The organism is Aquimarina sp. AU58 (genome assembly GCF_900312745.1).
GTDB classification, from domain to species: domain Bacteria; phylum Bacteroidota; class Bacteroidia; order Flavobacteriales; family Flavobacteriaceae; genus Aquimarina; species Aquimarina spinulae.
In genome coordinates this window covers 3,369,008-3,391,353 of sequence record NZ_OMPD01000014.1, presented here as the reverse complement: position 1 = coordinate 3,391,353, position 22,346 = coordinate 3,369,008, and the positions used below count along the sequence as shown (strand labels likewise).

13 protein-coding genes are annotated in these 22,346 nt (G+C 32.1%); 4 read left to right on the top strand and 9 right to left on the bottom strand.

Annotation, left to right across the window (positions count from 1 at the left end; all coding sequences use genetic code 11):
* Positions 1-397 precede the first annotated feature (397 nt).
* A complete protein-coding gene (uvrA, locus tag DK441_RS26130) occupies positions 398-3,178 on the bottom strand; it encodes an excinuclease ABC subunit UvrA (RefSeq protein ID WP_109853471.1) in 2,781 nt (926 codons plus the stop codon).
* A gap of 240 nt (positions 3,179-3,418) precedes the next feature.
* Between uvrA and DK441_RS26125 the strand changes: the two genes are divergently transcribed.
* Positions 3,419-4,003 carry an RNA polymerase sigma factor gene (locus DK441_RS26125; RefSeq protein WP_024769545.1) on the top strand — a complete coding sequence of 195 codons (585 nt, stop codon included), beginning with the start codon at positions 3,419-3,421 and terminating at the stop codon, positions 4,001-4,003.
* A gap of 233 nt (positions 4,004-4,236) precedes the next feature.
* Here the strand turns inward: DK441_RS26125 and nth are convergent, their stop codons facing one another.
* From nth to DK441_RS26090, 7 genes are all read right to left on the bottom strand, one after another.
* Positions 4,237-4,905, bottom strand: a complete 669-nt coding sequence (gene nth / locus DK441_RS26120; protein ID WP_025665486.1) for an endonuclease III — start codon at positions 4,903-4,905, stop codon at positions 4,237-4,239.
* A gap of 69 nt (positions 4,906-4,974) precedes the next feature.
* Complete coding sequence (locus tag DK441_RS26115) at positions 4,975-5,724, bottom strand: LytTR family DNA-binding domain-containing protein (protein ID WP_109853470.1); 750 nt, start codon at positions 5,722-5,724, stop codon at positions 4,975-4,977.
* Positions 5,725-7,884: a tetratricopeptide repeat protein gene (locus DK441_RS26110; protein WP_109853469.1), complete on the bottom strand. Its 2,160-nt coding sequence runs from the start codon at positions 7,882-7,884 to the stop codon at positions 5,725-5,727.
* A 136-nt stretch (positions 7,885-8,020) separates the two neighbouring features.
* The gene (locus DK441_RS26105; RefSeq protein WP_109853468.1) at positions 8,021-10,180 is read right to left on the bottom strand and encodes a tetratricopeptide repeat protein; all 2,160 of its coding nucleotides are present in this window, start codon (positions 10,178-10,180) and stop codon (positions 8,021-8,023) included.
* 79 nt (positions 10,181-10,259) lie between these two features.
* The gene (locus DK441_RS27310) at positions 10,260-10,439 is read right to left on the bottom strand and encodes a histidine kinase (RefSeq protein WP_109853467.1); all 180 of its coding nucleotides are present in this window, start codon (positions 10,437-10,439) and stop codon (positions 10,260-10,262) included.
* A gap of 321 nt (positions 10,440-10,760) precedes the next feature.
* Entirely contained in the window at positions 10,761-14,258 is a 3,498-nt protein-coding gene (locus tag DK441_RS26095; RefSeq protein ID WP_160112294.1) for a T9SS type A sorting domain-containing protein, read from the bottom strand.
* A gap of 498 nt (positions 14,259-14,756) precedes the next feature.
* Positions 14,757-18,371 (bottom strand): T9SS type A sorting domain-containing protein, encoded by a 3,615-nt coding sequence (locus tag DK441_RS26090; RefSeq protein ID WP_109853465.1) that lies wholly within the window; start codon positions 18,369-18,371, stop codon positions 14,757-14,759.
* A gap of 535 nt (positions 18,372-18,906) precedes the next feature.
* Between DK441_RS26090 and bcp the strand changes: the two genes are divergently transcribed.
* On the top strand, positions 18,907-19,356 hold the full coding sequence (bcp, locus tag DK441_RS26085; RefSeq protein ID WP_109853464.1) for a thioredoxin-dependent thiol peroxidase: 450 nt from the start codon (positions 18,907-18,909) through the stop codon (positions 19,354-19,356).
* A gap of 77 nt (positions 19,357-19,433) precedes the next feature.
* Here bcp and DK441_RS26080 read toward each other — a convergent pair whose 3' ends face one another.
* The gene (locus DK441_RS26080; protein WP_025665492.1) at positions 19,434-20,882 is read right to left on the bottom strand and encodes a TonB-dependent receptor; all 1,449 of its coding nucleotides are present in this window, start codon (positions 20,880-20,882) and stop codon (positions 19,434-19,436) included.
* Between the two features lie 167 nt (positions 20,883-21,049).
* Here DK441_RS26080 and DK441_RS26075 point away from each other — a divergent pair, with 167 nt between their 5' ends.
* A complete protein-coding gene (locus tag DK441_RS26075; RefSeq protein WP_109853463.1) occupies positions 21,050-21,811 on the top strand; it encodes an MBL fold metallo-hydrolase in 762 nt (253 codons plus the stop codon).
* Positions 21,812-21,814: 3 nt separating this feature from the next.
* Positions 21,815-22,312: a hypothetical protein gene (locus DK441_RS26070; protein ID WP_109853462.1), complete on the top strand. Its 498-nt coding sequence runs from the start codon at positions 21,815-21,817 to the stop codon at positions 22,310-22,312.
* The last annotated feature ends 34 nt before the right edge of the window (positions 22,313-22,346 follow it).

Sequence of the window (22,346 nt, the reverse complement as noted above, 5' to 3'; positions counted from 1 at the left end):
AAGTAGTGTTTCAAATGGCGTGCCAAAAATTGGAAAGAAATTGAAAGTTGATTGTAATTAATTGTTTTTTAGGATGTTATTTTTTGAAAAAGTATTTTCGTTCTCTATGATCTTGAGTAAAGAAATGGTAGTTGATAATTCTATCTTGATTGGTTGTAGAGATTGGAGTTATAAAAATTTATATAAATTTTGGTTGGATTTTTAAGTGAACACTATTTTATAAAATAGTATTCAAAATACTTTGAATTTGCATGTTCTGGTAGGTTGTATTGATTTCGGGTTAGTGAAATGTGTAACAAATTCACCTATTGTATACTATATAATTACGAATCAAGAAGTATTAGAACATACAACAGGTTAGAGTGGCATTACTTTTGATAAAAAAATATCGCTAAAATTATAACTTCTCCTTCAAATATTCTCCTGTATACGATCCTTTGATTTTTACAATTTCTTCGGGCGTGCCTTCTGCAACGATATTGCCTCCATTTTTACCACCTTCTAGCCCAAGATCAATTATATAATCGGCACACTTTACAAGATCCAAATTGTGTTCTATCACTAAGATAGAATGCCCTTTTGCAATCAATTCATTAAAAGATTTGAGCAATTTTTTGATATCATGAAAATGAAGCCCTGTGGTGGGCTCATCAAAGATAAATAATGCTTTGTCTTTGGTATTTCCTTTTACCAAAAAGGAAGCAAGTTTAATTCGTTGAGCTTCACCACCAGAAAGAGTAGAAGAACTCTGTCCTAATTGTACATATCCCAAGCCTACATCTTGTAGAGGTTGGAGTTTCCTCTGTATTTTGGTTTGATTATGATCAGAAAAGAAATCAATAGCATTATCTATGGTCATCGAGAGTATATCATGAATATTTTTATCATGAAATGTTACTTCGAGAACATCTTTTTTGAAGCGTTTTCCGGCGCAGGTTTCACATTCCAGATGTACATCAGCCATAAACTGCATCTCTATGGTAACTTCTCCTTCTCCTTTACAGGTTTCGCATCGACCACCATCTACATTAAAAGAAAAGTGTTTTGCTTTATAATTACGAATGCCGGATAATTTTTGGGAAGCAAATAAATTACGGATATCATCATAGGCTTTAATGTAAGTAACAGGATTAGAGCGCGAGGATCTACCGATTGGGTTTTGATCTACAAACTCTACATGTTTTATATTACTATAATTGCCTTTAAGTTCTGTAAACTGCCCGGCTTTTTCTCCGTACCCTCCTAATTGTTTGAGCAAAGAAGGGTAAATGATTTTTTTGACAAGTGTACTCTTACCACTACCAGATACTCCTGTAATAGCTGTAAAGACTCCAAGAGGAACTTTTACATCAATATTTTTTAAGTTATTCTCACGTGCACCTATGATTTCGACATAGTATTTTGAAGTTCTTCGGGTTTTGGGAACTTCGATTTCTAGGGCTCCATTAAGGTATTTTGCGGTAAGAGAATCTGCTTTCAGGATTTGATCAAAAGGGCCTGTTGCAACGACATGACCTCCATATGTACCTGCTTCGGGGCCTATATCGATAATTTCATCTGCAGCTTTCATAATATCCTCATCGTGCTCTACGACAATTACGGTATTTCCTAAATCACGAAGAGATTGCAGTACTTTAATCAACTTTTCGGTATCTTTTGGATGTAGCCCTATACTAGGTTCGTCAAGGATATACATAGAACCAACCAGGCTACTTCCTAGTGAGGTTGCCAGGTTAATACGTTGCGATTCTCCTCCGGATAATGTATTCGATTTACGATTAAGCGTTAAGTATTCTAATCCTACATTTTGTAAAAACTCTAATCGACTATTAATTTCTTTAAGAAGGCGCTTAGCAATTTTCGCATCATATTCATTAAGCGTAATGTTTTTAAAGAAATCTGCTAATTCGTTTAAAGGTTTCTCTACCAAATCTGTTACTGTAGCTCCATCAATTTTTACATAGTTTGCTTCTGTACGTAAACGCTTTCCTTTGCAGGTGTTACATTTCGTTTTTCCGCGATAGCGAGAAAGCATTACCCGATTCTGAATTTTATACGCTTTGACTTCTAGTTCTTTAAAGAAGCTGGTGATCCCTTCGAAATATTCATTTCCTTTCCATAGTAGTTCTCTATCCTGATCTGATAATTCGAAATATGGTTTATGAATAGGGAAATCAAATTTATAGGCACTATTTACCAATTGCTCTTTATACCACCCCATACTATCGCCTTTCCAGGGAAAAACAGCTCCTTCAAATACACTTAATGCCGTATTTGGGATAACAAGATCTTCATCGATACCAATTACATCACCATAACCTTCGCATTCTGGACAGGCACCATATGGGTTATTAAAACTAAATAAATGTATATTAGGTTCGAGGAAAGAGAGTCCGTCTAATTCGAATTTATTACTAAATTGTCTTAGGTTACCTTCTTTTAATGTTTCGATAAAACAAGTGCCTTTACCTTCAAAAAATGCAGAACCAATAGCATCTGCCAAGCGATTATAAAAATCTTCTTCATCTCTTTTTACAATACGATCGACAACCAGATAAAAATCATCTTTTTCTTGTATAGAAGCATCTTCTATCCTGGTTACAGTACCATTGTTTTTTATACGTGCATATCCTTGTTGTTGTAATACTTTTAATTTTCCTTCTAGTGTACGACCTTCTTCGATATGAATAGGAGAGAGGAGTAATAGTTTTTCGCCATCTTCAAAAGATTTTACGTATTCGATAACATCGGTTACGCTATCTTTTTTTACCTGGTTACCCGTGATAGGGGAATAGGTTTTACCTATTCTGGCAAAAAGTAATTTCAAATAATCATATATTTCTGTGGTAGTACCGACAGTAGATCTTGGATTGGTAGAGTTTACTTTTTGCTCTATTGCAATTGCTGGAGCTATACCTTTTATATAATCTACTTTTGGCTTATTAAGACGTCCTAAAAACTGTCTGGCATAGGACGAAAGGCTTTCTACATATCTGCGTTGTCCTTCGGCATATAAAGTATCAAAAGCTAAACTAGATTTACCAGAACCGGATAATCCTGTAATGACTACTAGTTTGTTTCTAGGAATAACGGCGTCTAAATCTTTCAGGTTGTGAAGTTTAGCTCCTTTAATAATTATATTCTCTTTTGGATCTAAGGTTGTAATGTCTTGAATCATAGTAAATATGCGGTAAGAGCGCAAAGATAAGGATTACTAAACAAGTATTATAACCTATATAGATTGAAAGTTTAGTTAAAAAAATTAACAAGAAATTGTTTGAAATTCAATGAATGTTATTATATTAGCCCCTAATTAAGGAACCAAAATTTAAACAAAACTGCCTATAGCATACCTTTACTTTAAAAGTTTAACATAGCACGAGCCCCACGCTTGTTTGTACTAAATAATAGTCAAGGTATGAAAAATTACACCCTAACAGACGCAGTTCTGGTTAATAACTACATCAAAGGAGACGAATGTGCTCTTTCTGTCCTTATCGAACGTCATAAGCAACGTATTTACAGTTTTATTTATTCAAAAGTTTTTGATAGAGATGTCTCTGAAGATATTTTTCAGGATACTTTTATTAAAGTAATCCGAACATTAAAAAACGGAAAATATAACGAAGAAGGGAAATTTCTTCCTTGGGTAATGCGTATTGCCCATAATTTGGTAATTGATCACTTTAGAAAAGGAAATCGTATGCCAAAATTCGAAGATAATGGAGAGTTTAGTATTTTTTCTGTAATTAGTGATGGAAATCTAAATGCCGAAAAGAGATTAATAAAAGATCAGGTAGAAGAAGATTTGCGTAATTTGATTCAGGAATTACCAGATGACCAGAAAGAAGTCTTAATAATGCGTATGTATAGAGACATGAGTTTTAAAGAAATATCTGATAAAACAGGGGTTAGTATAAATACTGCTCTTGGTAGAATGCGATATGCTTTAATTAATTTAAGAAAAGTAATAGAAAAAAATAATATTGTTTTAACAAATTAATAGCTTTTTTATACAATAAAGCAGAATTAGTGCCGTTATCCTTATATAACCCTTTAAATTTAAGATTATATAATATGGCAAAATTTTACTTTAAGTCTTCTAAAAAAGAAGAAAAACATTTAGTACCAAGCAGAAGAACAATAGATTTTCTTCTAAACTATTCAAAATCGTTACAGGTTGTAGAGTATAACAATCTTAAGTTTGAAACGATTTTAAATTAAACTTATAAAGGCCTATTTTTTAATAGGCCTTTTTGCTTTTTGGTACTCGTCTAAAACAGTTTTTCTGCCTATAGTTTTGGTAATAATATCTTTGTCAAGATCCCAGCCTCTAGCAGGAGAATATTCTCTACCGTACCATATGATTTGAAGATGCAGGTCGTTCCATAATTCTTTTGGGAATAACCTCTTGGCATCTTTTTCGGTTTGCGTAACGTTTTTACCATTAGTAAACCCCCATCTGTACATTAATCTATGAATATGTGTATCTACAGGAAATGCAGGTACACCAAATGCTTGTGACATTACTACACTAGCGGTTTTATGACCAACAGCAGGCAAAGCTTCAAGAGCCTCAAAACTTTGAGGGACCTCTCCGTTATGCTTTTCTATCAATATATGTGATAGTCCATAAATACCTTTGGCTTTCATAGGACTTAACCCAACTGGTTTTATAATGTCTCGAATCTCTTCTACAGATAACCGAATCATTGCATGTGGATTATCTGCTCTGTCAAATAGGAGTGGAGTGATTTTGTTCACCCTTACATCTGTACTTTGTGCACTCATTAATACTGCAATGAGTAAAGTATAAGGATCTTTATGATCTAATGGGATTGGTATTTTGGGATATAATTCCTGAAGTGTCTTAATAGTAAAATCTACCTTTTCCTGTTTGGTCATGTTACAAAATTAATTTGAGCTAAAGTTAAAATAAAATTAGTAGCCTAATGTTTAATAGTTACTAAAACATTAATTGAGGTCATTTATTAGCTTTAACAATATTTCTTTTTTTCTGGTAGCCAATGGAATTTTGTTTTTATCTTTTAATACAAGATAATCTCCATCTCGTTTATCATATCTTAATAAATAATCCAGATTTACTAAATGAGATTGATGGCATCTAAAAAATTGTTGCGAAGAAAGTATATTTTCATATTCCTTAAGTCCTTTAGATACTAACAGGCTATCCTGTTTATGGATAAAAAACTTAGTGTAACTACCGTTTGCTTCCAAATGCATGATATCTTTAACAAATACAATCTGGATACCATATTTATCTTTTAGAACCAAACGAGTAGGTTCTTTTGATTGTTCATTTATATTATCTATAAGTGTTTGTACTCTCTGTGGTGTCTTATGATGCTCCAACTCAGACTTCGCTTTTTTGATAGCTTCTACTAATTCTTCTGGGTCAATAGGCTTTAGCAGATAATCCAGGGCGCTAAATTTTATTGCTCTTAGCGCATATTTCTCATGAGAAGAAGCAAATATTACCTGGAAATTGATTTCTGGTAATTTTCGTAATACATCAAACCCGGTACCATCTGGCATCTCGATATCCAGGAATACAAGATCTGGCTTACTAGCTGTAATTAGTGCAACTCCTTCTGCTACATTTGTCGCTTCTCCTATAAAATCTACATTAGGACAATACTCATTAAGTAACTCTAAAAAATTTCTTCTTGCTGCCGGATTATCTTCTATAAGGACTACTTTCATTTATATGTATTGAAATGGTAAATTAAACGTTACTTGTGTTCCTTGAGAAAGGTCTTGGATGTTAAATGCAATTTTTTTCTTTCGCATTTTACGGTAGAGATCGATACGTTCTTCTGTTATTTTTATAGCATGAGATACATGATCTTTGCGTTTTACCTTTATAGCTTCTTCTATTCCTGATCCATTATCTAATATTTTTAAGACCAAATGATCTCCTTTCATCGAGAAATGGATATGAATTGTTGCCCCTTCTTTTATAGCAGTGACACCATGCTCTATGGCATTTTCTACAAAAGGTTGTGCAAACATAGGAGGGATGGCGATTTCTTCACTAATTAAACCGTCTTCCACTTCAATTTTAAAAGTAAAAGGATGATCGCGTTTTAAGTTTTGAATGCTTAAATAATTATCCAGCATATTAATTTCCTGATCCAGACTAATAAATTCACTTCTTGAGTTATCTAACACTTGTCGAATGAGCTTAGAGAATTTTACAAGATACATACTGGCTTGTTTAGCATCTCCCTGATTCATATAATCCTGTATAGAAGTCATGGCATTAAAAATAAAGTGCGGATTCATCTGTACACGCAATAGGTTTTGTTCTATATCCTGTGATTTTTGTTGTAATGCTAATCTTTTTTGTCGGTTTACCAAATACAATACTAACCCCAGAAGTAATAAAACTACACTTACAATACCAAAAATGGTTTTATTAAAATTGGCTTGTTTTAATTCTAAAGACTGGATCGAGGCTTGTTGTGCTAAGCTCTTGATTTCCTGTTCTTTTTTCTCGGTTTCGTATTGTACTTGTAATTGCGATAATTGTTTTGATTTTTCTTCACCGAGCAGAGAATCATAAGTAACGTGATACAATTCATAGGAAGCTAATGCTGCTTTATGATTACCTAATGCTTTTTGAATTTCAGACAATACTTTCGAACCATCTTTAATGGCAGTGGGAAAGTTAATTTCTCGAGCAATATTAACACCTTGAGTAAGGTATTTCTTTGCTTTTTGTAAATTACCCAATCTCCATTGAACCTCACCAATTGTATTTAAAAGTACAGCATGAGAAGATTGATCTTCAATTTGTTGCTGAAATAATAATCCTTTTTGTAGATATTCTAATGCTTTTTCATATTCTTTTTTGAGAAGATATACCTGCCCAATATTGACATAATTTGCATTAATAATATGTTTTTCTCCTATTTCTTTTTGAATTTCTAAAGATTTGAAATTATATTCTAAAGCTTGATCAAGATTTTCTTGTTCTATATATATAGTTGCAATAGTATTGTATAGATTTCCTACATGACCTTTCCAGCCTAGTTTTTTTGCAATTTTTAAAGACTTAAAAGAATATTCTAGTGCTTGTATATTTTTTTTTTGTCTGTGATATAGCATAGCAACATTGTGAAAAGTATAGGTAAGTAATTTTTCATTCTTTATTCTTTCTTGAATTTTTAATGCTATTAATTGATGTTCCATTGCTTTGGTATAATTACCTTTTTCGGTATATACAAAACCAATATCACTGTGATCTGTAGATATTCGACTACTGTCACCAAGATTTTTATCAATTTCTAAACCCTTTAAATGGTATTCTAAGGATTTATCATGATCGCTTTGATTTCTGTAGGTGAGGGCAATATTATAATAAGATTTAGATATATTCAATTTTTCGTTTAATCTTTCATATATTTTCAATGCCTTAAAATAGTATTCTAAAGCTTTTGTACTATTTCCTAAATAGTTATTTACTGTACCTAATCCATTATACGCTCCTGCTTCTTCTTTTAGGTATTTCATCTTTTTTGCAATAGCAATACTTTTTTGATATAAATCGATTGCTTTTTCAGAATTTCCTAATAACATAGATATCCAGGCAATCTCATCATATGATGTTATAATCCCTTTATTGTAATTTATCTTTTTTGCAATTTTTATAGCCTGATTAGCATAAAATGAAGTTTGAACAGAATCGCTGTCAGAATATTGCCGAGCCAAAAGATTATAGGTATCAACTTTTTCTTTCTCAGAAATATTGGTTTCAAGTGCCTGTAAAAGCGAATCAACTTTAATCTGATTTTGTGCAAAAACATTGATAATATTGAAAACAATTAAAAAAGAAAAGATGGTTAGGGTATTTTTTTTCATAGTATAAATTCAGATGTATCTCTAGATATAAAATTTGATTGCTTTTTAATTGCTATTATTTCTTTTCCGATGTTATTGGAGGCAAATTTATAAAACTTCTTCTTGCTGTATAAGTATTTTGAATAGGAATTATTTTTTATAGATATTGAAAAGGTAAATTAAACGTTACTTGTGTTCCTTGAGAAAGATTTTGTATATCAAATGCAATTTTTTTCTTTCGCATTTTACGATAAAGATCGATACGTTCTTCTGTTATTTTTATAGCATGAGACACATGATCTTTACGTTTTACCTTCATAGTTTCTTCTATCCCTGATCCATTATCTAATATTTTTAAGACCAAATGATTTCCTTCTATTGAAAAATGAATAGAAATAGTTGCTCCTTCTTTTATAGTAGTAACACCATGCTCTATGGCATTTTCTACAAAGGGTTGTGCAAACATAGGAGGGATAGCGATTTCATCAGTAATTAAACCGTCTTCCACTTCAATTTTAAAAGTAAAGGGATGATCACGTTTTAAGTTTTGAATGCTCAAGTAATTATCGAGCATATTAATTTCCTGATCCAGGCTAATAAACTCACTTCTTGAGTTATCTAGTACTTGTCTGATCAGTTTTGAGAACTTTACAAGATACATACTGGCTTGTTTAGCATCTCCCTGATTCATATAATCCTGTATAGAAGTCATGGCATTAAAAATAAAATGCGGATTCATCTGTACACGCAATAGATTTTGTTCTATATCCTGTGCTCTTTGTTGTAACGCTAACCTTTTTTGTCGATTTACCAAATACAATACTAACCCCAGAAGTAATAAAACTACACTTGCAATACCAAAAATAGTTTTATTAAAATTAGCTTGTTTTAATTCTAAAGACTGGATCGAGGCTTGTTGAGCTAAACTCTTTATTTCCTGTTCTTTTTTCTCGGTTTCGTATTGTACTTGTAATTGCGATAATTGTTTTGATTTTTCTTCACCTAAGATTGAGTCATAAATAGCATGATATCGTTCATAAGATTCTAAAGCTGCTTTATGATTACCTAATGCTTTCTCTATTTTTACTAAGCCATACGAAGCACTTTTTACAGCAGAAGGAAAACCAATCTCCTGACCAATAGTAATGCTCTTGATGAGATATTCTTTGGCCTGCAGATAATTCTTTAATTCAAATTCAATTTCACCTAAAGTATTCATTACAGTGGTAGACGAAGACAGTTCTCCAATTTCCCGGCTTAATGCTAATCCATTTTTTAGGTATTTCAGGGCTTCTTTATAATTTTTTTCATTAAGGTATATTTCACCAATTAGACAGTAGTTAGATATCATGATACCTTTAATGTTGAGCTCTTTGGCAATTTTTAGAGACTTAAAAGAATACGTTAAAGCTTTGGTGTCATCCTCTTGTTCAAAATAAATATTTCCAATGTTTAAATAATCCTCAGATATACTTGCTTGATTTCTAGTGCTTTTGCTAATCGTTAAGCATTTAAAATAATATTCTAATGCTAAGTCATAATCCCCTAAAGTTTCATAAATAAATCCAATATTGCTAAGCGAAACAATAGCTTTTTTTTTACTGCCTATTTCATCATTAATTTTAGAAGCTTTTATAAAATATTCTAATGCAGAGGAATAATTACTTTGATACACATTGATCATTCCTATATTGTTGTATCCAGAAAAGATACCGTTCTTATTATTCAATTCTTTAAACAACTCCAAAGCTTTAGAATTATAATCTAATGCTTGGGTGTAATTTCCCAATCTAACATGTACTTGTCCAATATTACTATAACAGAAAGCTACATCTTTTTTGTTTCCTAAAGAATCTCTTATTTTTAAAACTTTTGTGAAGTGCTTTAGTGCCATAGCATACTCACCCTTTTTTTTGTAGGTAAGTGCTAAATCATTAGATGCTATGGCTTTGCCTTTTGCATATTTTATTTTTTGAAATAAATCAGATGCTTTATCCGAATGCGCTAATTTTACCGTAGCTTGACTTATACTATTGTGAGCATTAGAAATACCTTCAATATAATTTAATTGCTTAGAAAGATGAATCGCTCGATTTGCATAGTCAATGGTTTTAGTAGAATCTGTAGAAGAATATTGCAAAGCTATATTGTTATAAATATCTACTTTTTCTTTATCGGTGATTTTAGTAGTAAGTAGTTGTAATAGAGAATCTATTTTAACCGGATTTTGTGCAAGAGCGCTACATACACTTATGTAGACAAAAACAGCAGATAAGAGTATTTTTTTATTAGTATTTAGCAACACAGACAACGACATATATCTAAAATAACCTTAATTTATTTATATGCAAGAATACATAAATATCTGAACGCAACAAAAGGGTTATGATGGCAATTTAATCGGTTATTATACCATCTTTCACTTTAATTTTAAAAGTAAAAGGATGATCGCATTTTAGGTTTTGAATACTCAAGTAATTATCGAATATATTAATTTCTTGATCTATACTAATGAATTCACTTCTTGAGTTATCTAGTACTTCTCGAATGAGCTTCAAGAATTTTACAAGATGCATACTGGCTTGTTATGCTAAACTCTTTATTTCTTGTTCTTTTCTCTTAGTTTTATACTGTACTTGTAATTGTGATAATTGTTTTAACTTTTCTTCCCCTAAGGTTGATTATCATGTAGAAATAATATCAAACATGACAAGATATTTTTAAAGACCGATTATCCTGTTTAGCATGAAAAACTATTGAATATTGATTTTTTACACTAAAAATAAAAAGCTTATTGTGGTTGTGGATTTAAGGTAAAATAAGAATCAACCTTATAAGTGACAATGATAGATAATAACTACCCTATTAGCAAAGCTGATAGGGTAGTTCATTGATGCTTATAATTTCTTTAATTTCATTACTTCTGAATGATTGTCATCTATTAAATGTATAATATATAATCCACTTGTGAGATGACTCATATCAATTGTAGATGTACTATTATCAATATTGCGTTCTACAAGTAGTCTTCCATTTAGGTCAAACAACATTACTTTGGCACTCTTTGTAGCTGGTGGTAAATTAATGTTGACACTGCTGGCTATTGGATTAGGGTATATCGAAAATCCTGCAGCTATAGTTCCTGCTTTATTATCATCAACAGTTACAGTATCTGTATTAGCTGTTCCTGGTGTAGGAATAGCTTGTGTATAACTATTGGTGTTTCGTAACCCTCCTGATCCATTAGGGAAACGTTGTATAGAATGGAAATCCTTATTTCCTTTTTCACCTTCATTTATTTGAGGTTCGCCAGAATTTAGTAAGACCAATAATTCGGTATTATCAGCATCATTGGTGTCATACACTACAGCATCTATAAGACCCTCTGTTGTGATTACAGAACTATTAGCAAGAATTTCTTCTCTTTTATATAAAGCTACTGCATCTGCGCCATTTTGTAACTTATTATTAGCAAAAGTATACGATACATTGGCTACACTTTCACTACCAATAACAAAATATCCACTGGCATCTGTAGCATATCCATCCAGATCATAACTACTATAACTTTTATTATTAGAACCATTATAAAATACCAATACATATCCGTCTAAGGCAGTATTCCCTACACCGCCATCATACAATTCAACAAACTCGAGTGTATCTGTCCCTTTGCTATCTGCATCAACTTCGTTGATGAGTACAATTACATCTTCAACGGGAGGAGTCCCTGCATCTCCATTTTCATAAGCACCTGCCGTAGGGGAGGTTTTACGTAATTTATTATCAATATCAGATGGGATAATTGCTGTAAGGTCTTTTGCCACCCCCAATATAGCATCATTTGTAGCATGTAGATCTGTATTGCTTACAAACTCAGGATTTAATACTTTTGATTTTACATCTTCTGCCGTAAAAAATCGCCAATCATTAATAGTTTCCCAGTTTTCTTTCCAAAATCCAAGATATGTACCCGTATGGTGTAATACGTTATTATTTAGATGACCCATTGATTCTGGTTCTTGTATATCATAAACAAATCCATCGCCTGTACCAGTCTGAGAAAATATATTATTGAAAAAATCATTAAATTCTCCATAAGGTTTACCAACTTCTTTTTTGTTGTAAGCTATAACCGCCGCATTATCCCTATATGAATGTACCCAGATACTGTTGTGATGTGTATTCGTATAGCTTACGCTTTGAAAAGAAACTCCATGTGCACCTCCTACAAAATTCTCTACTACTCTAATTACATTATTATACACATTGATATAACTGCTTTGGATTAAAGTCATTCCTTTTGCAGGAGCATCAATAGAAACTTTATTACTTACAAAAATACGGTTGTTACTTATTGCAATAGGATTTTCTGCGTTTCCTTTTGTTTTAGAAATAGTAATTCCTATTTTTTCTATCTTCTGTAATGTGTTCCCAGAAATTTTTCCTTCCCCACTAGAGTTGGAGATATTAATCCCGGTAGAGAACTTATTTGTATTAGAACTAAACACATTATTGACGATAGTAAATTTTTCCAGATTATTAAGTACAATTCCAGTAGTGTTAAAATTCTTAAAAGTATTTCCTGCAATGGCTATGTTTCTATTGATGGCTTCTCTATTACCGATGTGACTTGAATGACAATATCGTCTTGTATTAATGATCGAATTTTTTCCGCCATCGAAAATATTGTTATTTATAAAGATATCTTTAGTATTATACTGGTCAATATGCACAAGGCTGTTTTGGGTTGTCTCTGACTGTATTGTATTGTTTTCCAAAGTGACATCCAATATATTATCATGATAGTATACCACAACTCCGGTACTTATTAGTTTTGTGTTTTCAAAAACAATATGACTTGCAGATTTGTGAAAGGTTAGTGCAGGTTCATCAGCCCCATCAAAAATAACCTGATCTGTGGTACCCTCTGGCCCAGTAAAAGTAACGGTACGATTATCAGTAACTCCGGGAATAAAAGGTATTTTAATTCCGGGATATGTTCCTGCAGCAATATTTACAGTTACCGAGGACTTAATTCCTTTTGTTGCCAAACCTTCGATTGCCTTTTCGATGGTTGGGTAATCCCCTGGAATATTTAAGGGGCCACTTAGCGCATCCGGATGTGGGATATATGTACTAGCCCCAACATATGGGGTTGCTGAATGTGGATTTCCTTCCCTGTCTTTAGGAACAATACTCCTAAGATCATCTCCAAACTGTAAAAAACTATTGGCAGCATGCACCACTCCATCAAAAAAATTAGGATCTATTTGCTTAGAGTGTAATCCATGCTCTAAAGCTTGCCACTCTTTAAGCCGAGATGCAGTCTTCGAAAATCTATATCCTTCATAAATTTTACCACATTCACTTTCTACAAAAAGATTGTTGTAATCAGAATAGACACTACCATCAAAACTCATTAAAGAATAATAGGTTCCCTCATAATAAAAATTATTATTCTGTATTTTTAATTTACCTCTTGATCTATATTCTAAAAATAATACCCTTCCATAGAGGCCAGTAGAAATCATTGTGTTATGCATTATTGTCATGTCGGACTTCATATTACTTGAAAACATACAAACACCTTGTTCACTAATTGGATCATCAATTACGTTATTTATTATTAATCCAGAATTACAATTAATACCATAGCGATTTATGTCATGAATGTAATTGCCTTCTATGGTTACATCTTCTCCGTCACTATAAATTGCATTCCCTGAATTGTTAATCTTATTATTTTCGATATTATAATGAGAACCATAAATGGAAATAGCATATTCCTCAAAAGCCTCCATAATATTACCAGAGATCAAAAAATTGGAATTATTATATGTCGTCCTTATTCCAAATTTTGCATTAGTCAAATAGTTATTCGAAATCGTAATATTATTATTATTGTTACAACCAATTAACGCAGATGTTAAGAAGCTATTATTGGTATCATTAGAGGTATTTCTGGATTCTATTTTATTACCCTCTAAAGTAACATTATGAGTATTGTTAAAGTGAAAAACTAAATCATAATGTTCTGATGAGTTTACAAATCTCATATTTCTAAAAGCAAAAAACGCAGCCTCATTTTGAAAACGAACTACATGAGGATCTTCATCAAGAACGGCGGGATATACCAAAACCACATCTTCGTTTTGGCCAGTCGCCGATTGAAACGTAATTGTATTGGTCTCGGATGCTCCCTGTACCCCATCGATGTAGAGTTGTTCGTAATAAAATCCAGAAGCAATATCAAAAGTTACGGCTGCATCTATACCTTGTGCATTAAGTGCGTCGATTGCACTTTTAAAAGAGATGAAATTTGTCTGTGATGCTGGTTTGTTACCATCAATGGTATATATACCACTAAGTTGGGCATGAACAGTAAAGTTCATAAATAAAAAGCTTACTATCATAGATAGGTATAGTAACTGTTTAGGTTTAAGAATGTAATGATTCATAAATGTGTTTAATTTAAAAGATTTAAATAAAAATGTTAGATTATGAGCATAAAGTGTTTACATTATGAATATCAAAAAATGTAATGTTCGTCAACATTACAAAATATGGGGGGGTAAACGAGCCGCAAATTTAGATAATGTTAGTGTTTTGAAAAATTTGAATAACCCGAAAAATGAATTATGATCACTTTAATTCATTGTATTTTTTAGCATAAACAGTTGATTGAAATGTTTGTGATTTAGACTCGTAGTTTTTGATTACAACTTTTAAAAATTTTATAACTTACCTTACTTTAAGAAGTAAGTAATAGAATTTATCTTGAGTAATGCTTTAACTTACAAAATTTGAAAAAAAAGTGACAAAAACCTGTGCTGGATAGATGAATAACTACCCTATCATCAGTAAGCTGATAGGGTAGTTCACATTGATGATTATAATTTTTGTAGTTTCATTACTTTTGTATGATCACCATTGTCATCTAATAAATGTATAATATATAATCCACTTGTGAGGTGACTCATATCAATTGATGTACTATTATCAATAGTACGTTCTACAAACAATCTTCCATTTAGGTCAAATAACATTACTTTGACACTTTTTGTAGCTGGTGGTAAATTAATGTTGACACTGCTGGCTGTTGGATTAGGGTATATCGAAAATCCTGTAGCTATAGTTTCTGCTTTGTTATCATCAACTGTTACAGCATCTGTATTAGCTGCCCCTGGAGTAGGAATGGCTTGAGTATACGTATTGGTGTTTCGCAACCCTCCTGATCCATTAGGGAAACGTTGAATAGAATGGAAATCCTTATCTCCTTTTTCACCTTCATTTATTTGAGGTTCATCAGAATTTAGTAAGACCAATAATTCGGCATCATCATCATCATTGGTGTCATACACTACAGCATCTATAAGATCTTCTGTTGTGATTATAGAACTATTAGAAAGAACTTCTTCTCTTTTATATAAAGCTACTGCATCTGCCCCGTTTTGTAATTTATTATTAGCAAAAGTATAGGATACATTAGCTACATTTTGATTACCAATAACAAAGTATCCATTATCATCTGTAACATATCCATCCAGGTCATAACTATTATAACTTTTATCGTAAGACCCGTTATAAAACACCAATACATAACCATCTAAGGGAGTATTTCCTACACCGCCATCATACAATTCTATAAACTCAAGTTCATCTTGGCCTTCACTATCTACATCGACCTCATTGATAAGAACAATTGGATCTTCAACAGGAGGAGTGCCTGCATCTCCATTTTCATAAGCACCTACTGTTGGAGGAGTTTTACGTAATTTACCATCAATATCCGATGTTATAATATGTGTTGTAAGCTCTTTTGCCACCCCCAATATAGCATCATTTGTGGCATGTAAATCTGTATTACTTACAAACTCAGGATTTAATGCTTCTGAGTTTGCATCCTGACCAGTTTTATATCGCCAATTAGTAATAGTTTCCAGGTTTTCTTCAAAAAAGGCAATGTGTGTACCTGTATGGTGCAATACGTTATTGTTTAGTTTGCCCATTGATTGTTCTGATCTTTTTATATTATAAATGTATCCTTCGCCTGTACCGGTCTGAGAAAATATATTGTTGAAAAATTCATTATAGCGACTACGATCTGTTTTTCTGTCGTAAAATATTACCGCCGCATTATCCCTATTCGAATGTACCCGAATACTATTGTGATACATAAAAGTAAGATTTACTCTTTCAAGAGAAGCTCCATGTACAGCCTCATTCAAGTGGTCTTCTACACTAATTACATTATTATACAAATTGATACGAGAGCTTAGGGTTAAAGTAATTCCTTTTGCAGAAGTATTAGTATACACATCATTATTTACAAAAACACGGTTGTTACTTACTTCAATAAGATTTTCTATGCCTCCTCTTGTGTAATAAATATTAATTCCTCTTTTTTCTATATTCTGTATTGTGTTCCCAGAAATTTTCCCACGGAAACTATAAGTGATATTAATTCCAGTAGAGGGCATATTTGTATTAGAACTAATCTCATTATCGACGATAGTAAATCTACCTATCTCATTAAGTGCAACTCCAGTAGTATTAAAATTCTCAATAGTATTTCTTGCAACAGTTATACCGTAATTCTCATTATATGTGTTACCACAATATTCGTTATTACTATAAATCGAATTATTTCCGCCAGAAATAGTATTGTTATCTATCAATATCCTATCATTATGAAAAGGATCAATCTGAATAACATTTCCCTGGTTTGTGGTTGATTGGATCATATTATTGGAAAGCGTAACCTTAGAGACATTATCTACAATATGTACAGCATTAATAGTACTGGTTATTGTTGTGTTATTAAAGGAAATATGCTTTGCTGATTGTAGCAAGGTTAGTGCCGGTTTGTTACCCCCATCAATAATAACCTGATCTCTGGTATCTTCTGGCCCAGTAAAAGTAACAGTATAATCATCAGAAACTCCGGGAATAAAAGGTATTTTGATACCGGGATATGTTCCTGCAGCAATTTTTATGGTTACTGATGACGAGATTCCTTTTGTTGTAAGATCTGTAACTGCCTCTTCGATGGTTGGGTAATCCCCTGGGACGTTCAAGATACCACTTAATGCATCAGGATCAGGATTTGGTATATGTATACTAGCTCCAACATAGGGGGTCGCTGAATGTAGATTTCCTTCTCTGTCTGTAGGAACAGAAAACCTAAGATCAGTACCAAATTGTAAAGAACTATTGGCAGCATGTAGTACTCCATCGTAAAACAAAGGTTTTATTTGCCTAGAGCCGAGTCCAAAACCTAAAGTACGCAACTCTTTACGCGTATAGGCATACACTGACCATCCATTAGAGCCGATTCCTTTTAAAATTTTACCACATTTTTCTTTTGTATAAAGATTGTTATAACTAGAATGTATATAATATTTATTTTCAAAACCATATTCCATTAGAGGATTATGGGTTCCATCATGATAAAAATTATTATTCATTACCGATATATGAACTTCTGAAGATTTAGCTTCGAAATGTAATACTCTTGCATAGTCACCAACAGATTTCATTGTATTATGCTCTATCTTTATGTCGGCTTTGGCATATCTTGAATACAAGCAGGTACCATATTGACTACTTGGATTATCAATTACGTTATTTATTATTTTACCAGCATCACAAATAATACCGTAGTTAGTTATGTCATGAATGTAATTACCTCTAATGTGATTAACAACACCGCTAAGGTCGTTTTGGTCTACCTTGCAACTAATACCGGTAGATGAGAATCTAATCTCATTATCATCGATAATATGACTCTCACCACTAATGTCAATAGCATATCTCTCAAAATACTCCATAACATTATCAGAGATCAAAAAACTATAAAAATTATTATAATTATTAATTGTCTTTATTCCATATCTTGCATTAGCCAAATAGTTATTCGAAACAGTTATATTATTAGTTTTCCTTAAACATAAGATTAACGAAGATGAATCCTCTAAAAAGGCATCATCATAGGAGGTGTTTTTGGATATTATTTTATTACCATATAGAGTAATATCATGAGCATTTGGATAAAAAAGAAAAACTCCATCAGAATGTTCTGATGAGTTTACAAAAGTCATATTTCTAAAATTAAAAAACTCAACATCAGAATCAAACATGACTACATAAGATTCTTTGTCAAGAGTAGGAGTATATTCCAAAACCACATCTTCGTTTCGGCCTGTTGCCGATTGAAACGTAATTGTATTTTTGAAATATGTCCCCTGTACCTTAGTGATATTGAGCTGTTCGGAATAAGATCCGGTAGCAACATTAAAGGTTACGGGACCATTTATACCATATCTATTCAAAGCATTGATTGCAGATGTAAAAGAGTTGAAATTTGTCGATGATTCAGGTTTGTTAGGATCAATAGTTTTCTCACCATTAAGCTTTTGTGCATAGCTAGTAAGGTTGATAAACAAAAAGCCCACTATCAGAGATAGGTAGACTAATCCTTTGGGCTTAAAAGTAAAATAATTCATACTGTATTCGATTTAGAAGTTAATAAACAATTCAAAAGAAAAATGATTTTTATAATGGGTGCAAATATAATGCGCGCATAGTATTTTTGTATAGTCGAATCCCCTGAAAAAAGATACTATTTAACTTCAATCCATTGTTTTTTTTATTTAAAACAATGGATTGAAATGCTTTTGATTTTGTATCAATTTATATCTATTTACTATTTGGCTTATAGTGCTTTGAGAAATATTATATAGAACTCTGGTTTGGGATAACGCTATGGTAATATCTTGTTTTTAATTCTTTACAAAAGCTACTGTGTGTCGAATCAAGTAGTACTACTGATTTGAGTGCACGACAAATTTCACTTGTTACAGATGTATGATTATATGTGTATGATGTATGACATTGATTTTAGCTATTTTCTTCACTCTTTAGTGATGGGCAAAAGAAAACCCTAAAAAAGTGAATTTTGTGTACATCATACTAATTTTAGTGATCATCTTTTATAAATTTCATAACTTGCTGTACTTTAAAATATTCAATTTATATACAATGACAACATTAAAAGCAGGGGATAAGGCTCCTAATTTTTCGGCACTAGATCAGGATGGAAATACAGTTACCTTGGGGGACTATCAAGGAAAAAAACTAGTCGTTTTTTTCTATCCTAAAGCTAGTACTCCTGGTTGTACCACAGAAGCCTGTAATCTAAGAGATCATTACCAGACTTTTCTGGCCCAGGGGTATGAAATTATTGGAGTAAGTGCCGATAGTGCCAAACGACAACAAAATTTCAAAAATAAATTTGAATTACCTTACCCATTATTGGCAGATGAAGATAAAACGGTAATTGAAGCTTTTGGAGTGTGGGGACCAAAGAAATTTATGGGTAGAGAATATGATGGGATTCATCGCACTACTTTTGTTATTGATGAAAAAGGAATAATTTCTGAAGTAATTACAAAGGTAAAGACCAAAGATCACGCAGCTCAAATTTTATAAGCGCAAGATTATTATAATTAAAAAAGCAGTATAGTTATTTACTATACTGCTTTTTTAATATGTTTTGTATAGGTAACTTATTTTACCGCTTCTATAGATTTGTATCCAAAAAAGTTATTAGCTTTTATCATTTCTGGTATAAGATCTGGTAATTGATCTTCCCATCCAGATTCTCCTTCTTGAATTTTTTGTAGGACTTCTCTCGAGAAAATATTCATAATAGAAGGATCATAATCCGTAATATCCTGCAGTTTACCATTGTATTTAAAGAACTTGTATAGTTCTTTCATTCTTGGGTGTACTTTAAGAGTATCACTAGTAGTTATCTCTCCTGTTTTATGATTCTTTAATGGGTATAAGTATACTTTTAAATCTTTAAAGAATAATTTACCAAAAGCTTCCAGAATACCTCCACTAAGATGTCTATAGTATTTTTCATCAAAAATATCTACCAAATTATTAACTCCCATAGAAAGTGCCATACGTTCTTTGGTATAATTAGAGAAATACTCAACTACTTTATAATACTCTTTAAAATTAGAGATCATTACGGTTTGTCCTAAAGAACAAAGTAATCTGGCTCTAGCCATAAAATCTTCTTCATCAATTTCACCTTCGGCCCTTAAGTTCGATAGTGTTACTTCAAAAATGACTACGGTTTTATCTTCATTTACTTTATTTTCACTCAGGAACATATTTAGTGACTTTTTGTATATGTCCATATTAACCTTGGTCACAGGTCTAAAACTTCCACGCAGTGCTAATATATTTTTCTTATATAATATTGCAGCAGGTAAAATATTATGCCCATCAGGACCAAACATTACTGCTTCGGTCATTCCATTCTTAACCAATTGTAGACTCATTAGTCGATTATCTACTTTGGTAAATCGTGGTCCAGAAAAATTAATCGTGTCAATTTCTATTTGATCCTTATCCAGGTGATCATATAGATATCTGAGTAATTTTTTGGGATTATCGTATTTATAATATGCTCCGTAAATAAGGTTAACACCTAATATTCCTAAAGTCATTTGCTGCAATCGGGCATCATTTTCATGAAACCTAATATGAAGCAAAATTTCATTATAATCTTCATTTGGTGTTGTCTGATATCTAATGCCAACCCAACCATGACCTTTATATTTTTTAGCAAAATCAATTGTTGCAACAGTATTTGCATAACTAAAAAACAACTTATTAGGGTGTTTTTCTCTGGTAATTCTTTCTTCAATAAGACCAACCTCATGTCTAAGCATTTTTTTTAATCTTGCTTCGGTAACATAACGTTTGTCATTTTCAATACCATAAATAGCATCACTAAAATCTTTATCATACGCACTCATTGCTTTTGCAATGGTACCAGAAGCTCCGCCTGCTCTAAAAAAGTTTCGAACAGTCTCCTGACCAGCACCTATCTCGGCAAAAGTACCATAGATGTTCTGGTTCAGGTTAATACGCAAAGCTTTACTCTTTATTGAAGGGACAGATTCAAATTCTTTATCTCCCATTATCTTAATAGGCATAGTAAAAAGGGCTTTTTTTGTTTACCGTAAAGGTAATAATACAATGAGTATTAAAAAAGGTTTGAATGCAAATTTCTATGTTCCCTAATATTTTAAGTATTATTTAAGGGAAATATGTGATTTTTGACCAAAAAAATATAAGTACATTTGCCTTAGTTTATTAAAATATGGAAGTAATTTTTCTTGGTACAGGTACATCACAAGGGATTCCGATTATAGGAAGTACCCATCCTGTTTGTTTAAGTGATGACTCCAGAGATAAGCGACTTCGTGTTTCTATACTTGTATCTTGGGATGATTACCAATATGTTGTGGATTGTGGTCCGGATTTTAGACAGCAAATGCTCTCGAATCAGATATCTAGAATCGATGGGGTAGTCTTTACTCATGAGCATGCAGATCATACTATGGGATTAGATGATATAAGACCATTTTTTTTCAGACAAGGCGATATCCCTATCTATGCACATAAGAGGGTTTTGCAAGCACTAAGAACTAGGTTTGAGTATATTTTTTCTTCGGAAAACAAATATCCCGGAGCGCCAAGTGTTATTGAAAATGAACTTACGAATCAACCTTTTCAATTGGGTAATCTGGATGTGATTCCTATAAATACGTTTCATAATCGTTTACAGGTGTATGGATTTCGATTTAGAGATTTTGCATATCTAACCGATGTGAAAACAGTTGAAGAGGAGGAAAGATTAAAATTAAAAGGAGTTAAGGTTTTGGTAGTTAATGCGTTAAGAATAGAACCCCATCATTCGCATTTTAATTTAGAAGAAGCCCTCGAGTTTATAAAAGAAATACAACCCGAAAAGGCATATCTCACTCATATTAGTCATATGCTAGGTTTTCATGCCGAAGTTGAGAAATTGTTACCAAAAAATGTATATATAGCTTACGATAATTTAAAAATAACCATCTAGAATATGAAAAATAAGATCTTTTTATATCTATTCATTTTTGCAGCATTATTTATTCTTTTTCAATTTATGAATGCCAAAAAAGCAAAAGAATCCTATGATACAAAAATAGACAACTTAAAGACCAAAATAACAACAAAAGAAGCAACCATTGATTCACTTATTAATGCCAATATGGATATCACTTATTTTACTTTAGAAAGTAATGAGGATGCAGTAAGTTATTTTGAAGAGATGGGCTATAATGCTAATAAACTTGCGCTAACGATAAGTGATCAGATTATAGGGCAAAATAAGGCGGGAGAAGATAACCCAATAATTCCGTTTGTTGGGATGGAGGGTAATATGAGTATTAATAAAGTAAGATTACTAAACCATAAATGGATTATAGCTGATTTTACCGATGGTGTTTATTGGGGAGAGCTTTTTATACTATATGAAGTAAGAGAAGATGGTGTTATAGATTTTGAAGTAGAAAAATCATTTTTGTACCCAAAAGACTAGAAGAATACCTAAATTTAATAAAGGCCAGATGTAT

Coding starts and splice junctions, on each gene's coding strand:
- DK441_RS26080 (WP_025665492.1), bottom strand. CDS start 20,882: ATGCCTATTAAGATAATGGGAGATAAAGAATTTGAATCTGTCCCTTCA.
- DK441_RS26105 (WP_109853468.1), bottom strand. CDS start 10,180: ATGTCGTTGTCTGTGTTGCTAAATACTAATAAAAAAATACTCTTATCT.
- DK441_RS26095 (WP_160112294.1), bottom strand. CDS start 14,258: ATGAACTTTACTGTTCATGCCCAACTTAGTGGTATATATACCATTGAT.
- DK441_RS26115 (WP_109853470.1), bottom strand. CDS start 5,724: ATGAAAGTAGTCCTTATAGAAGATAATCCGGCAGCAAGAAGAAATTTT.
- DK441_RS27310 (WP_109853467.1), bottom strand. CDS start 10,439: ATGCATCTTGTAAAATTCTTGAAGCTCATTCGAGAAGTACTAGATAAC.
- uvrA (WP_109853471.1), bottom strand. CDS start 3,178: ATGATTCAAGACATTACAACCTTAGATCCAAAAGAGAATATAATTATT.
- DK441_RS26090 (WP_109853465.1), bottom strand. CDS start 18,371: ATGAATTATTTTACTTTTAAGCCCAAAGGATTAGTCTACCTATCTCTG.
- DK441_RS26070 (WP_109853462.1), top strand. CDS start 21,815: ATGAAAAATAAGATCTTTTTATATCTATTCATTTTTGCAGCATTATTT.
- DK441_RS26125 (WP_024769545.1), top strand. CDS start 3,419: ATGAAAAATTACACCCTAACAGACGCAGTTCTGGTTAATAACTACATC.
- DK441_RS26110 (WP_109853469.1), bottom strand. CDS start 7,884: ATGAAAAAAAATACCCTAACCATCTTTTCTTTTTTAATTGTTTTCAAT.
- bcp (WP_109853464.1), top strand. CDS start 18,907: ATGACAACATTAAAAGCAGGGGATAAGGCTCCTAATTTTTCGGCACTA.
- nth (WP_025665486.1), bottom strand. CDS start 4,905: ATGACCAAACAGGAAAAGGTAGATTTTACTATTAAGACACTTCAGGAA.
- DK441_RS26075 (WP_109853463.1), top strand. CDS start 21,050: ATGGAAGTAATTTTTCTTGGTACAGGTACATCACAAGGGATTCCGATT.